This window comes from Streptomyces sp. NPDC006516, assembly GCF_040611875.1.
In the GTDB taxonomy this organism is placed as follows: domain Bacteria; phylum Actinomycetota; class Actinomycetes; order Streptomycetales; family Streptomycetaceae; genus Streptomyces.
In genome coordinates, this window is sequence record NZ_JBEXPD010000003.1 from 307898 (window position 1) to 321658 (window position 13761).

The 13761-nt window shown below is 68.9% G+C and carries 13 protein-coding genes and 3 pseudogenes; 11 read left to right on the forward strand and 5 right to left on the reverse strand.

The window, feature by feature from the left end; all coding sequences use genetic code 11:
• Positions 1-20: 20 nt before the first annotated feature.
• The 5 genes and pseudogenes from ABZY45_RS13370 to ABZY45_RS13390 form a co-directional block, all read left to right on the forward strand.
• A pseudogene (locus ABZY45_RS13370) lies at positions 21-179 on the forward strand (IS5/IS1182 family transposase); the annotation flags it as partial.
• A gap of 329 nt (positions 180-508) precedes the next feature.
• A complete protein-coding gene (locus ABZY45_RS13375) occupies positions 509-1111 on the forward strand; it encodes an ABC transporter ATP-binding protein (RefSeq protein ID WP_356739346.1) in 603 nt (200 codons plus the stop codon).
• Complete coding sequence (locus ABZY45_RS13380; protein ID WP_356739348.1) at positions 1108-1953, forward strand: ABC transporter permease; 846 nt, start codon at positions 1108-1110, stop codon at positions 1951-1953. Before ABZY45_RS13375 ends, ABZY45_RS13380 begins: the two co-directional genes overlap by 4 nt.
• Positions 1905-3704 (forward strand): polyprenyl diphosphate synthase, encoded by a 1800-nt coding sequence (gene uppS, locus ABZY45_RS13385; protein ID WP_356739350.1) that lies wholly within the window; start codon positions 1905-1907, stop codon positions 3702-3704. The genes ABZY45_RS13380 and uppS overlap by 49 nt, the downstream gene beginning before the upstream one ends.
• Before the next feature lie 243 nt (positions 3705-3947).
• On the forward strand, positions 3948-4547 hold the full coding sequence (locus ABZY45_RS13390; RefSeq protein WP_356739352.1) for a hypothetical protein: 600 nt from the start codon (positions 3948-3950) through the stop codon (positions 4545-4547).
• Here the strand turns inward: ABZY45_RS13390 and ABZY45_RS13395 are convergent.
• Together ABZY45_RS13395 and ABZY45_RS13400 are read right to left on the reverse strand one after the other, a co-directional pair.
• On the reverse strand, positions 4520-4852 hold the full coding sequence (locus ABZY45_RS13395; RefSeq protein WP_356739354.1) for a hypothetical protein: 333 nt from the start codon (positions 4850-4852) through the stop codon (positions 4520-4522). The genes ABZY45_RS13390 and ABZY45_RS13395 overlap by 28 nt on opposite strands.
• Complete coding sequence (locus tag ABZY45_RS13400) at positions 4849-6231, reverse strand: cytochrome P450 (protein ID WP_356739356.1); 1383 nt, start codon at positions 6229-6231, stop codon at positions 4849-4851. The genes ABZY45_RS13395 and ABZY45_RS13400 overlap by 4 nt, the downstream gene beginning before the upstream one ends.
• Positions 6232-6377: 146 nt before the next feature.
• On the opposite strand from ABZY45_RS13400, the gene ABZY45_RS13405 reads away from it, so the two are divergent.
• The 6 genes and pseudogenes from ABZY45_RS13405 to ABZY45_RS13430 all read left to right on the forward strand — a co-directional run bounded on the left by ABZY45_RS13405 (position 6378) and on the right by ABZY45_RS13430 (position 11216).
• Positions 6378-6788: a hypothetical protein gene (locus ABZY45_RS13405; RefSeq protein WP_356739358.1), complete on the forward strand. Its 411-nt coding sequence runs from the start codon at positions 6378-6380 to the stop codon at positions 6786-6788.
• Positions 6781-8244: pseudogene (locus ABZY45_RS13410) on the forward strand (GMC family oxidoreductase); the annotation flags it as partial. The gene ABZY45_RS13405 and the pseudogene ABZY45_RS13410, both read left to right, overlap by 8 nt.
• Positions 8245-8351: 107 nt before the next feature.
• Positions 8352-8825 carry a nitroreductase family deazaflavin-dependent oxidoreductase gene (locus ABZY45_RS13415; protein WP_356739360.1) on the forward strand — a complete coding sequence of 158 codons (474 nt, stop codon included), beginning with the start codon at positions 8352-8354 and terminating at the stop codon, positions 8823-8825.
• Positions 8826-9040: 215 nt separating this feature from the next.
• Positions 9041-9661 carry a DUF6000 family protein gene (locus ABZY45_RS13420; RefSeq protein ID WP_356739362.1) on the forward strand — a complete coding sequence of 207 codons (621 nt, stop codon included), beginning with the start codon at positions 9041-9043 and terminating at the stop codon, positions 9659-9661.
• 129 nt (positions 9662-9790) lie between these two features.
• Entirely contained in the window at positions 9791-10186 is a 396-nt protein-coding gene (locus tag ABZY45_RS13425) for a MerR family transcriptional regulator (protein ID WP_356739364.1), read from the forward strand.
• Between the two features lie 148 nt (positions 10187-10334).
• Positions 10335-11216, forward strand: a complete 882-nt coding sequence (locus tag ABZY45_RS13430; protein WP_356739366.1) for an NADP-dependent oxidoreductase — start codon at positions 10335-10337, stop codon at positions 11214-11216.
• A 125-nt stretch (positions 11217-11341) separates the two neighbouring features.
• On the opposite strand, the gene ABZY45_RS13435 is transcribed toward ABZY45_RS13430, so the two are convergent.
• From ABZY45_RS13435 to ABZY45_RS13445, 3 genes and pseudogenes are all read right to left on the reverse strand, one after another.
• Entirely contained in the window at positions 11342-11599 is a 258-nt protein-coding gene (locus tag ABZY45_RS13435) for a DUF6221 family protein (protein WP_356739368.1), read from the reverse strand.
• 51 nt (positions 11600-11650) lie between these two features.
• Positions 11651-12973: pseudogene (locus ABZY45_RS13440) on the reverse strand (ISL3 family transposase); the annotation flags it as partial.
• 20 nt (positions 12974-12993) lie between these two features.
• On the reverse strand, positions 12994-13653 hold the full coding sequence (locus ABZY45_RS13445; protein ID WP_356739370.1) for a TetR/AcrR family transcriptional regulator: 660 nt from the start codon (positions 13651-13653) through the stop codon (positions 12994-12996).
• Between the last annotated feature and the right edge of the window lie 108 nt (positions 13654-13761).

Below are 13761 nucleotides of genomic sequence, written 5' to 3' on the forward strand. Positions count from 1 at the left end.
CAACACTGCGTGTGGGCGAGGAGGTTCACCCCGCGTGCGACCGGCGCCGCCGCCCCCTGGCGTTCACGCTCACCGAGGGGCAGGCCGCCGACAGCCCGCAGTTCGTCCCCGTCCTGCGGAAGGTCCGGGTTCGAGGCCTGATCGGCCGACCGCGCACCCGACCCGACGCCGTGGCCGCGATCGCAACACCGTCGAACGGCTGATCAACACACTCAAGGCCTTGCCGCGTGCCTGGACACCCGCGCTGGTGACGAGGATGTCCAGGCGCCCGAAATCCTCGACGACCCGATTTTCGCGCCACGTTTGTAGGCCCTTCCGCTCCGATGGACAACCGCAACTCCGTACAGGCCCTAGGAGCGGCAGAACCTGCACGACGTTCTGCTGCTTTTGAGTGCGGTGACGCGCGGGTTCGCGCCGCGTGTTCCGGCCGCGTATCTGCCGTCCGGCGTGACCATTGGCTGTCTGCGGCGTTGTTGGTGGAAGACGGGTTTGATCACAGGGGGCGTTGATGAAGGTGGCAGGTATCCATCACGCCTACGGCAGCCGGGCAGTGTTGCGCGGGGTGGATGTCGAGCTGCCGCGGGGCGCGCTGGTCGGCATCGTCGGGGAGAACGGGGCGGGGAAGTCCACGCTGTTGAAGATTCTTGCCGGTGAGCTGCGGCCGGACCGTGGGGTGGTGCGTCACGCTGGAGGGTTCGGGTACTGCCCGCAGCAGGTGGTTCTCAACGACGCGTTCACCGTTAACCAGCATCTTGAGCTGTTCAAGGCCGCTTACTCACTGCCCGACCTGCGCCGGGCTGAGGAGATCATGGAGGCGCTGCGCTTTCGCGAGTTCGCGCAGGAGCGGGTCGGGGTGCTCAGTGGAGGGACCCGGCAGAAGCTCAACCTGGCTCTGGCGCTGATGCACGATCCGGATGTGCTGTTGCTGGACGAGCCCTACCAGGGCTTCGACTGGGAGACCTATCTGCGCTTTTGGGAATTGGCCGCTCGGTTGCGTGGTGCCGGTCAGTCCGTGCTGGTGGTCTCGCATCTCGCCTATGACGTCGATCGGTTGGACGTCCTGTGGCGTCTGGAGGAGGGCGTGCTGCGCGCCGGGGCGGTGGTGGCGTGAGCCCCTCCCCCTCCCTGGCGCGGTTCGTCCTTGCCACACGGTTCGCGGTGATTGAGCAGGTGCGCAACCAGTTCGCGATGGCGCTGGTGATTCTGTTCGTGCCCCTGTGGATCTCGCTGGGGCAGTTCATGATCGTGGATGTGCGGGTGTCGTTCCGGCTCTGGGCCACCGGGCAGAATCTCATCGCGGCCGGTAACGAGCTCACGCAGATCAGCGGCGCGTTGAACGCGGTGACGCTGATCGTCGGCTTCGCGATGTTCTCGGCCACCTTCAGCTCGGGCACCTTCGACCGGCGCCTGGCCATGGCCGGCTACCCCCGCCCCCAGCTCTTGCTGGCGAAGGTCGCCTCCCTGATTCTGGCCTCGGCCGTCGTCAGCGGCTACGCCACGGCCGTCATGTGCGTGTACTGGTCGCCCCGTCAGCCCGGCGTGCTGGCCGTTTCGCTGTTCAGCGCCGCGATGACCTACGGGGCCGTCGGTGTGGCCTTGGGCACGGTGGTGCGCCGGGAGCTGGAGGGCACCTTCCTCGTTGTGATGATCAGCGTCATCGATCTCGCCTTGCAGAACCCCATCGCCAGCAAAGGGGCGGACAGCGCCATGGTGCGCCTGCTGCCCTCCTACGGCGCCATGCAGTCCGCCTCGGCCGCCGGCTTCTCCAACTCCGTGGTCCTCAGCTGTCTCGGCGTGCAGTTGGCGTGGTTCACCGGTGCCGCTGCCATGAGTCTGCTCGCCTTTCGCTGGCGCACCCGGTCCGCGGTGACCGGCCAGCCCTCGCCCTCTACCCAAGGAGCACCGTGTTCGCTGCCGACTGCGCGCGGGCCGGAATCGACGATCCGGAACTGAAGGCCGCCTACGCGGTCTGCCGTGACTATGTGCGGTCGACCAGGGCTGATGACTTCCTGGCCTCGCTGTTGATGCCCTCGATGCTGCGCCCGGCGTGCTGGGCTGTGCTGGCCGCTATCAGCATCACCGATGACTTGGTGGACATCAACGAGGGCAACGGTTCCGAGCGCCTGCGCGCGTGGCAGGATGCACTGGCGATCGATCTGCTGCGCGGCACCAGCAAGGACCCGGCCCGCCTGGCGCTGGTGCACGCCGCCCGCCACTGGAACCTTGACATGCGCAAGCTGGACGCTACCTTCGCGGCCTACCACCTGGACGCCCTGCGGACTGCCTCGATTGCGGCGCCGTGGCAGGAGTGGCGGGCCAGGAGCCGGAACAGCTACCTGCCCTTCCTCGAACAGTGCCTGGCGATGATGCGGCACGCCGGCCTTGACATCCCTCTCCACGTCACCCGCCTGGATGCCTACCAGCGTCTGTCCGACGGCTTGTTCCTCACCGACTCCTTGACCGACCTCGCCGAGGACCTCGACCAGGGCGACGTCAGGTTTCCCGCAGAGGAACTGGGGCGCTTCGGCGTGACCGAGGAAGATCTCCTGGCGCGTCGCTGGACCCCGCAGGTGCAGGCGCTGATCAGCAGCCACCTCCGCCAGGCCCGAAGCTGGCTGGACCAACCCCAGATCTGGGGCAGCCTGCCGCCCGGCCCTGCCCTCATGCTGCGTACGGGCTGCAGCCTCTACCTCGCCCGCCTGCGCGCCGCCGAAAAGGCCGGACCCACGCTGTTGCACCGCGCCGTAGTGCGCCCGTCCCGGGTCACTCGTTGGCGCGCCGCCGGTCAGGCCCGTTTCCTGGCGGCCGCGGCCTGGCGTCTCTTCCCACTTCCCGCCTTCCCCACCACGGCCCCGCCCGCTCCCGTGGTGCTCCCGGCGCCCCGAGCGGCATCCTCCGAGCCTCTGCCACCTCGGCCCCATGACAGTGGGGCCCGCCCTCCGCAGCTCCGTGCCGAGCTGATGCCTCGGCACGTCGCGATCATCATGGACGGCAACGGCCGCTGGGCCACCGCGCGCGGCCTCACGCGCAGCGACGGTCACAAGACCGGCGGGGACATGCTGGTCGATGTCGTGCACGGCGCGCTGGAGATCGGACTGCCTCACCTGACCGTGTATGTGCTGTCCACCGAGAACCTGGAGAAGCGTCCGCGGGAGGAAGTCGACTACGTGCTGACGTGTGCACGGGAACAGCTACTGTCCGGGGAGCTCCTCCGCCACGACGTGCGGATGCGTTGGGCCGGGGCCCCTGAGGGCTTGCCGGGCGATTTCCTCGACCTGATGCGCAGCAATGAGCAGGCCACCAAGGACCGCACCGGTCTCAGCCTGACGGTCTGCCTCAACTACGGCGGCCGCAACGAACTCACTCAAGGCGCCGACTCCCTGGTCAGCGACGCACGCACCGGGCAACTCGACGCAACCAGGGTCTCGGAACATCTGCTGCGCTCCCACCTGCCCCTGGGTGACCTGCCCGACGTCGACCTCCTGTGGCGTACCGGCGGCGAGCACCGCATCTCCAACTTCCTGCCCTGGCACACCGCCTACGCCGAGATCCTCTTCTCGGACAAACTCTGGCCGGACGTCGACCGCCGCGACCTGTGGCACGCCATGACCCAGTACACCCATCGCGCCCGCCGCTACGGCGCGGTCCCTGACCTGCAGCCTGCGGAACTCGACCACGACGCCCCCATTGCAAGCCACTCCTAGAAGCACGTCTCCCCGGCCTGCATGGGTGCTGTCAGCACTGCCGCGGAGAACGTCACCAGCGGCAGTACCCCGGTGCGACCGCCCGCCGGGGCTCCCCAGGAGGCACCCGCAGTGACCGGGCCTTCCTCTTCCGGGTGATCTTCCGTGTCCTGTGAAGCACGGCGGCCGTTCTCCGACCGAGCAGAGGTCTGTATCGGGCCGGCGCTCGCCCTGTCCTTCCCACAAAGGAGCCTGCTGACCACTATGAACCCCACCCGAATCCTCAAGCGCCCCGCCATTGCCGCAACCGTCCTCTCCGCAGCCCTCCTGGGCGCATGCTCCTTCGCCATGACCTCCACGCAGGCGAGTGCCCAGGCCGGCCATGTCCTGGACACCTCTCAGTTCCTGGCCAAGGACGCGCGCCTGCGGGCAGCCCCGCTGCCGCCCGCCTGCCAGGAGGCAATCTTCAAAACCGGAGACAAGTTCCCCACCACCCACTACGCCGTTCCCGACGAGCCGTGGAACGCCACTCTGGCCGCCCTGGGCAACCTGAGCGAGCAAGACCAGGCCCTGCTCACCGAGCCCGCGTGCGCGGCCTGGAACAAATGGGCCGTCACCAACGGCCCCGCTGTGACAACCGAACTCGACAACCGCTACCGCAACGCCGCCGCCCCGGCCTGCAACAAGTGGGCCGTATCCACCCTCGCGACGATCAAGAAGCACGCCCCGGAGTTCCCCGCCGAGTACGCGGCACAGCAGACGCTGGCCAAGAGGATCTGGAAGGACGTCATGACCAAGCTCTCCACCACGGCCGCCGACCCCGCCTGCCGTACGTCCTACAACACCGCCAAGGCAGGCTGGTAGACGCACAGGGAAGCGAGACCTGGCGAAGGGCTGGCCGTCGGCGTGGAACCACCTACGCAACCCATGGCGTCCGCATCGTTGATGCCGGACAGGCGCGTCAGCCGCAGCAGGTCGGCACTCTCACCCGCTCTCTCCGGCCGACAGTCCAGCCGGGGTGAGCGGGTGCGGACCGTCGGCGGCGCCGCTCGCCGGCCCTCGCCTTCCGGCGGCTGCCGGTCGGTGAGGGCCAGGAGCCCGGCCATGAGGTCCGGCACGGCCAGGATCGTGCGGGCAGGGGGAGTGACCTGGTCGTCGCGTCGAGTCATGACCCGCTGCGCTGTTCCAGGGTCATCGGCAGGGGGCCGGGGGAGAGGAAGATGCGGGGCGTTGGCTGGCGGACTCGTCGACCGGGCCGGGAGCGCAGGCGCCATTGGGCGCTGATGCTGGCCAGGACGGTCAGCAGGTGGGTCATGGCGAGGTTGTCGCCGATGCATTTGCGCGGCCCGGTTCCCAGAGTGAGATAGGAGGAGGGGGCGAGGGTTCGGGCGCGCTCGGGCAACCAGCGGTCCGGGTCGAAGACTTCCGGGTCGGGGTAGACCTGGGGGTTGCGGTGCAGTTCGTAGGGGCTGAAGGCGATCTCGGCACCGGCCGGCAGGAGGGCGTCACCCAGCTGGACGGGGACGAGCGTGCGGCGCGCGAGGATCCACACCGGCGGGTACAGCCGCAGCACCTCCTGCAGGACACGCCGCGTGTAATCAAGGCGAGGCAGGTCCTCAGGCTGGACGGGGCGCCCGGCAAGGACGGTGGCGAGCTCGTCGTGCAAGCGCTGCTCGATATGGGGGTTGAGGGCCAGTTCGTGGAAGGTGTGGGGCAGCACGTCGCTGATGCCGTGGACCGCGGCGAAAAGGTAGAAGATGACCTCGCGGACGATCTGGGTGTCTTCCAGAGGCTCGTCGGTGTCGGCGTAACGGGCGGCCAGGAGCTGGGACAGGACGTCGGGGGTGGTCTGCTCGCCGGTGGCGCGGCGGGCCTCGATCGAGGCGGTGATCGCCTGCTGCAGACGGGCTCTGGCCCTGTTGAAGGACCCGGTGCCCGGGACGTGGGAGAGGTACGCCCACCGGGGCAGGGCTACACGCCAGTACAGGCCGCGGGTGACCTGCGGGACGAGGGCGGCCAGGGCGTCGGCCACTGCCTGGGCGGTGGGCCCCTCGCCGCACAGGGTGCGGGCATTGACCGCGCAGGCCAACCGTTTCAGTTCCTGGTCCACCCGCACGGTCTTCCCGGCCTGCCACCGTGCGACCTGTTCTTGGGTGACTTGGCGGACGGTGGGAATCTGAGCGGCGATGCGCTGGCGGTGGAATCCGGACTGGACGGCACGGCGATGACGGCGATGGGACTCGAAGAGCGTCAGTCCCTCGAACTGCATATCCATGCCCACGCTGGGACCAAACTGCGATCCGACCCCTTCTGACAGCCGTCCCTTGGCGTAGTCGCGCGTTTCGGTCACCAGGATGCGGTGGAGCAGTTCGGGTGAGGTGACCAGGTAGATGTCGGGGCCGGGGGCCAGCATTCGCACGACGGGACCGAGTTCGTGGAGTGAGGCGGTGAAGGCCAGGGGTCTGATCAGCATCTGGTGTACGTGGCCGATCAGCGGCAGCGAGCCCGGGGCGGTGGGGATAGGACGGGTGGTGACTGGGCTGGTCATGGGTCCTCGTCGTTGACGCCAAATGGACTATCACAGAAGGTCACGCCTAGTGTGCCCTGCGTGATGAACCTTCCTTGTCCTGCCCTGCCGACCTTGCCGCACGCTGCGCTGGGGCGTTACGTCTTCGCGAGCCCGCAAGGACAGTGATGAGTGGGAGCGAACCGGTTCTGCGCGTACGGGACGTGCCCAAGAGTTACCGGCGCCGCCGGGTACCCGAAGGAGTGAACTTCGATCTGCTCCTGCGGCAGCTGGCGGGCATCGGCGGCGAGAACGGCGCGGGTATGAGCACCGGCTTCGACTGGTCGACCTGCCTGCGCTTCTGCCTGACCCAGCACCTGCGGGACCGCGGCTGCTCGGCGCAGGTCGTGTCCCACCTCGCCTACGATGCCTCCCGCCTGGACCGCATGTATCGCCTGCATGACGGCAGCGTGGGCGGCCCCCGGCCCAGCTGTCCTTGCCGCCGGATCCCGGCCCGGCACCGGCCCACGCAGCGGCCCGTGCGACGAGCGGTGCAGCCCTCACGATTCCCCTACCGGACAGGGCGTCAGCATGCGTAAGCCTTCAATCACAGCTGCCGCGCTCGACGTCCTGGTGGTCGGCTCGGGTTTCGGCGGCAGCGTCGCAGCGCTACGCCTGGCCGAGAAGGGTTACGACGTCACCGTTATCGAGGCCGGATGCCGCTTCGCCGACGCGGACTTCGCCACCTCACCCTGGCAACTACGGCGCTTGCTGTGGGCTCCCAGGTTGGGGCTGCGCGGCATCATGCGGGTCCACTTGCGGCGCCGGCTCCTGGCTCTGACCGGGGTGGGAGTCGGCGGAGGATCACTGGCCTACGCCGCAGTCCACTACCGCCCTGCCCCTCAGGCATTCGGAGCGGAAGGCTGGGATCCGGCGGTCGACTGGGCCGCCGAACTGGCCCCGCATTACGACGAGGCCGAGCGCATGCTCGGAACAACGACCGTCCCGGGGATGTCGGCGGGGGACCTGCTACTGCGACAGACCGCCGTCGAGCTCGGCCTGGGAGCGACCTTCCACCCCACCCGGGTCGGCATCCACTTCGGACTGCCCGGTCAGTTGGCCGGTGACCCTTACTTCGGCGGACAGGGGCCCGCCAGGAAGGGCTGCACCCAGTGCGGGCAGTGCACCAGCGGCTGCCCCACCGGGGCGAAGAACACCCTGACCAAGAACTATCTCCACCTGGCCGAACGCGCGGGCGTCAGGATCCGCCCGCTGACCACCGCCATCGCCCTGCACCCGCAGCCCGACGGAACCTGGCAGGTCCATATCCAGCGCACCGTGCTCGACCACGGCATCCCGCGCCGTCGACGCGAGGTGCTGACAGCCGGCCAGGTGGTACTGGCCGCCGGCGCCTGGGGCACCACCGAACTGCTCCACCGCTCCCGGCCTCACCTGCCCCTGCTCTCTCCCGCTCTGGGCACCAGGACCTGCACCAACCGCGAAGTGATCACCGCCGCCTCCGCACCCGGTTTCGACACCGGCCCCGGTGTCGCCATCAGCTCCGCCATCCGCCCCGACCCCACAACCCTCCTGCAGCTGTGCCGCGTCGGCCCCGGCACCCATCCCCTCGCCGCAGCGATCCGGCCCTTCCCACTGCCGTTCCGCAGCTTCGGCCGACGCACCGCACTGCTGCTCACCATGGAACTGCGGGACTCCGCCCTCACCAGCCACTACCGGCCCAGACTCTTCGGCAGACGGCTCATCTTCCGCCCGGGCACCACCCGCCCGGAACCCGTTCGCAGCCCCACCGCGGAAACCGTCACGCGCACGTACGCGGCGGCCACCCGGGGCCGCGCCCGCCGCCTGTGGACCACACTGCTCCGGGTGCCGATCACCGCCCATCTGATGGGCGGCTGCCCCCTCGGCACCGATCCCGCCCGCAGCGTCATCGACCCCTACCACCGCGTGCACGGCTACCCGACCCTGCACGTCACCGACGCCTCCGCGATCCCGGGCAACCTGGGACACAACCCGTCGCTGACCATCACCGCCATGGCCGAACGGGCCCTCGCCGCCTGGCCCCCGGCCGGCGCCCTCGACCCCCGACCGCACCAGGACGAGCCGTACCACCCCCTGCCCTCGCTGAAAGCGCTGACGACCCCGTGCCCAACCACCCGCTCATCGTCCGTCTCGGCCGCACCCGCGTCTTCACCCGCATCGCCCCCCACCTCCTGCCGGCCTGCGACCTCGCCTTCCACCGCCTCACCCGCGGCCGCCTGCTCCCCAGCCGCCTGTTCATCACCACCGTCATCCTCCACACCACCGGCCACCGCACCGGCACAACCCGCAGCACCCCCCTGTGCGCACACCACAGCCCCGACGGCAGCTGGCTCGTTATCGCCAGCAACTTCGGCAGGGCAGACCACCCCGCCTGGAGCACCAACCTCCTCCACACCCCCACCGCCAGGATCACCGCCGGCAGGCATTCCCACGATGTGACCGCCCAGCTCCTCAGCCCCGAGGAAAAGACGACCCGCCGCCACAGCATCCTCGCCGCCCTGCCCGTCTACGACACCTACGCCGCCCGCACCACCCGCGACATCCGAGTCTTCCAACTCACACCCCGGCCTTACTGATTTTTTCGGAAGTTCGGTGGGTGTGGTGGGCGGACGGTCAGGCCGGTATGGGGGAGGAATGACCATGGCAGTCGGGGGTTGGCGTTGATGCGGTGGATGCCTTGCTCGGTGGCGTCGGCGAGGTGGTCGCCGGATGGTTGGCGAGTTCACGCTCCTCGAGCGAGGACCACTGGGACTTCTGGTGGGACTGACCCGAACGGCATAAGGATGTGGGGATGCATACCGACCGTGATCCGGAACTCGACAAGCTGCGGCGCCGCTACGTCGCTGCCGGTAGGCGCTACCTGCGGCTGAACTACGGCATCTTCCGCCTCAGTGATCCTGAACGCGGTCGATTCGCCGCGGAGTTGGCCCGAGCGGCCGATGCCATCACGCCCCGCGAACTCGGCCTCCTCCTCGACTGCGGCTGGCGGGAACGCAAAACCGCCGCCTGGCTGATCGCCATAGCAGGCCGCACAGACTTCCGCCCGCGCCTGGGTGAACTCTTCCTGGCCAGCGATGGTCCGTACGCGGGGCACGCTTACTGCATCGCCCTGGCCGCTTTCGGAACCCCGGCCGATACCGACCTCCTGACCGCCTACCTCGACCGCTACCTGGCCCGCCCCGACCTGGACTACGACCAGACCTCAGCCCTCGGCGCCCTGCTCCACCTGGACGCCACCCACGGCACCGACCACGCCGCCCGCTTCCTCGCCCCGGCCGGCCCCTGGAAGCAATGGGCGCGCGAGCAGCCCCACAGGAGTGAACTGGACTCTACGGAGTGCCAGGAGACGATGGCCAGGTTCTGTTTCTTCGTCGAGGAAAGTGCCAGATACCGCACAGAGAAGGGCCGGTGATTTCCTTCCTTCCATCGCACGTTGTTCTCGTCCGCTGTCACCGACGACTTACGGCCGTGGAGGTGTCCGCGAGCGTCCATGACTCGCCGGCTGTCTGGACCCGGAGCACGCGGGCGTAGGCTCTCAGGGATGCGGATAGGCGAGTTGTCCAAGCGCACGGGCGTGAGTCCGCGCTCACTGCGGTACTACGAAGAGCAGGGCCTGCTGACCAGTTCACGCTCCGGCGCGGGGCAGCGTCACTATTCCGATGCTGCGGTCCAGCGCGTGTCGCTCATCCGACAGCTGTTCGATGCGGGTATGTCCAGCCGGGTGATCGCGACTGTGCTGCCGTGTGTGGACGTCCCGGGTGACCTGGGCGTCGCTGAGGAGACGTTCACGGCGATGATGCGCGAGCGCGACCGGATCGACGCCGACATCGCGCACCTGATCGAGACCCGGGATGCACTCGACGTGCTGATCAGAGCCAATAGCCGGCACCGGGTGGAGCTGTCCACGGCCCCGGAACCGGTGGCGCAGTCGACCTGATGCTGTGATCTGCGTCTCAGCCGGTTGCCCCTTACACCGATGTCAGAGGTGAGGATGGCGACAACGCCCGGAATCACCGGGGCGGTCACACGAGAGGCGGCGGAAGATGGGGCAGGCGTGGGGTTTCGGCAGGTATGGCGGGCCTGAGGTGCAGGAGTTCTTCGATCGTCCCGATCCCCTCCCCGGTCGCGGCGAGGTGCTGATCCGGGTCGACGTCGCCGGCGTGAATCCCCTCGACCACCTTCTGCGCTCGGGTCTGGTCGACGGGCTCGACGGCGGGCGTCCCTTTCCCCGCGTGCTGGGCATGGAGGCAGCCGGCACAGTTCTCGCGCGGGGCGAGGACGTCGAGGGGCTCGAGGTGGGTGACGCGGTCTTCGGCTTCGCACTCACTGGTGGCGGCACCTACGCCGAGACGACGGTACTGTCCGCGCTGAACACCGCGCGCATTCCGGAGGGTCTGTCCGCGACCGTGGCGGCGACGCTGCCAGTGGCCGGGACGACCGCGGTGGACGTGCTCGACCAGCTCGGCCTCCCGGCCGGTGCCACGGTTCTGGTCAACGGGGTCGGGGGCGGGGTCGGCCTCGCCATCGCCCGGCTGGCTATCGGGCGCGAGCTGCGTGTGACCGGCACCGGGAGTACCGCCAAACGCGAGCACGCCGAGGCCATCGGGGTGCGGTTCATCGATTACATGGCCGGGGACGTCGTCTCCGCGGCACGCGAGCTGGTTCCGGACGGCTTCGACGGCGTCGTCGACCTGGTCGGAGGCGCCTCGCTGCGGACGGTCGCTCCACTGGCCCAGGATCCTCGCAACGTCATCGCTGTGGGTGATATGTCTGTGCCCGATCTCGGTGGGCGTTTCGTCGAGCGTCGCGTCGACCGCGAGAACCTGGAGCGGGCGGCCCGGCTGGCCCTCGACGGACTCCTCGCACCCGTGATCACCGCGGTCCACCCGCTCTCCGACGCCCCGGCCGCCCTCGCCACCGTCGAGAACGGTCACACCTCGGGCAAGGTTGTCATCAAGGTGGCATGAGGACTGCCCGGCCGCCCGGCGCTGTCGACGGTCCATTTGCGGACTGGCGGGAACCCGTGGTCAGCACATCATCAACTGAGCACGTTCACCGGCTCTGCCGCTGATCTTGTGACGGGCCGGCTCCTCTAGGGTCGCCACTCCGCCCGGTAGTCGGGGTGCTCGGCGTACGACTGTGCGAGCACGCGAAGGGCATGTCCAAGACCGACGAAGCGCGCGTCGGTCGGATTCATTGCCTCGTAATCCCGGGCCAGCATGTCGACGAGGTCGAGCATCGGCAGGTGGCTGTCAAGGAGGGCATCAGCCCCGAAACGGTAGGCCACCTCGGCATAGGCATGGTTGTCCGCCTCGTAACGGGCGTGAAGGAACTTCAGGAGGTCGTCCATGAGGAGATCTTTGCCCACCTTCGGCGATGCGAGGGAGGAAACTCGCCCGTCTCAAGGCCGGAGGAGAATGCGGGTGCGGAGAAGGTCGAGCTTGGCCCGGCCGTAGCCTGCGCGTTTGAGGAGCTTGACCCTGGTCACCTGGCCTTCGACCTGGCCGGAGCTCCAAGTGCTCGACAGGCCGGCGACGACCGCGTCCCAGTCGTGGAGGAGGCCGTCGGCGACCTGCCGCAGGGCGGGCAGATCGTGCTGTCTGACCTGCTCGATCCATTCGCGGAGGTCTTCGCCACGGTGCTCGTGGATGAGCGCGCCGAATGCTCGAACGTGTTTGATGGCGGCGTTGAGTTCGGGGCAGGCCGCCCGGATCTCCTTCAGCCCCACGGTCTCCTCCGGACGAAGGCGCTCGGGATGGGTCATGATCCAGCGCAGTGCTCTCCTGGGTTTCGGCAGTGCCGGGGGTGGTGGCGCTGTGACGGTGCCCTGCTTCAGCAGACGGACATAGGAGTTGACCACGCTCCTGTCTCCGGGGAACCCCTGGTCGCGTACCTCCCGATGGAGCTGGCTGGCGTTGCGGCATCCCTGGGTGAAGCGCAGGTAGATGTAGGGCTTGTAGTCGTCCAGCAGGGTCCGGCGCTGGGTGACCTTCACCAGAAGCTCGCCCACGTCCGCAGTCCGGGCGTATCGGCGGACGGCGTAATAGTCCAGGTCCAGGTCACGGCTGATCCCACGAAGGGACCGGCCCTGGGCAAGGAGTTCCTGGACGGCGCGGTGACGTTCGCGGATGGTAGCGACGATTCGGCGGGGCCGGCCGCGGACGTCGAGCATGCCGTCCGGCTCCGCCGGTGGCTGTGGCTCTTCAGGCTGGTGAGCCGCCTGGTGGGCGGTGCGGAGGCAGCCGTAGTGGCCGGTGACGGTCTTCTCCACGGCCTTGGCGAGGTTGTTCCAGAGGTGCCAGGCGTCGGCGACCTGGACGGCTTGAGGGGCGGCCGTCCTGGCGGCTTCCGCGTAGGCTGACGCACGATCCCGGCAGATGATCTGCACCTCGGGGTGGCTGGCCAGCCAGCGGGCCACCGGTGCGGCCGCGCGGCCGGGCAGCACGTCGATCGGCCGACGGGCCTCCAGGTCGACCAGTAGCGTGGCATAGGTGTGGCCCTTGAGCAGGGCGAAATCGTCGATGCCCAGGACCCGAACGGGCCCCGGCTCGGCCAACGCTGTCGTCTGCAGCAACCTCAGCAGGGTGTCCTTCGCCGCGGTCATGCCCAGCCTTCGGGCGAGCCGGGCACCAGGCCGTCCGGCCAGCGCCTGAGCGACGCGGCAGAGCAGGTTCCGCAGGACGGGCGTATGCCGGGCGTGCGGCTGGGTCAGGCCCGGAATTTGCTCGCGCCCGAGCCGGTCGGCTAGCTCGGGCGGATCGCGGCCTCGATGTGGGCGAGTTGAGCGGCGAGGATCTCTTCGAACGCGGCGCGGCGATCCACCCCGAGGGGGCGGATGTCGCGGGCGAAGTGGGCCAGGGTCGGGAAGCGTTCGGGGTCGGCGCCCAGAACCGCCACGCGGAACAGCTCCATGCCCTGTTCGTGCTCTCCGGGGGTGACGGTGCTGACCCCGGCCTCGGAGGCGATCAACGCGGCGATGAGGACCGCGATCCGGTGGTAGCGCGCCGGGATCTCCTCGTCGGGCAGCCCCGCCGCGCGCAGGGCCTGCAGCACCTCTTCCATGACCAGCCGGGAACCGGTGCCGCTTGATGCGTAGCGTCCCCAGACCGCGGCGAGCTGGGGCTGCCGTCCGAAGGCCTCTCTCACATGCAGGGCCAGGGACGTGATGCGCTGCTTCCAGTCGCCCTCCGGGCGGTAACCGTCCATCGCGGCCAGAAGAATCCGGTCGGCGACCGCGCGCAGCAATTCGGTCTTGCTCCGGAAGTGCCGGTAGAGGCTGGAGGAATCGGTCCCGAGCGCCGCAGCCAGCTTGCGCACGCTGAACGAATCCGCGTCGCTCGTGCGCAGCAGTTCCGCCGCCGCGTCCAGAATCTCGTCGGTTGACCAACGCCTTCGGCCTGCCATCTTGCTCCTTTCACCGGATCTCAGCCTAACCTATGCACTTGGTGTTGCACGCACTGCGTGCATAATGAGGGCATGAGTATGCCGGGCTGGTCGGCATGCCACTCGTGC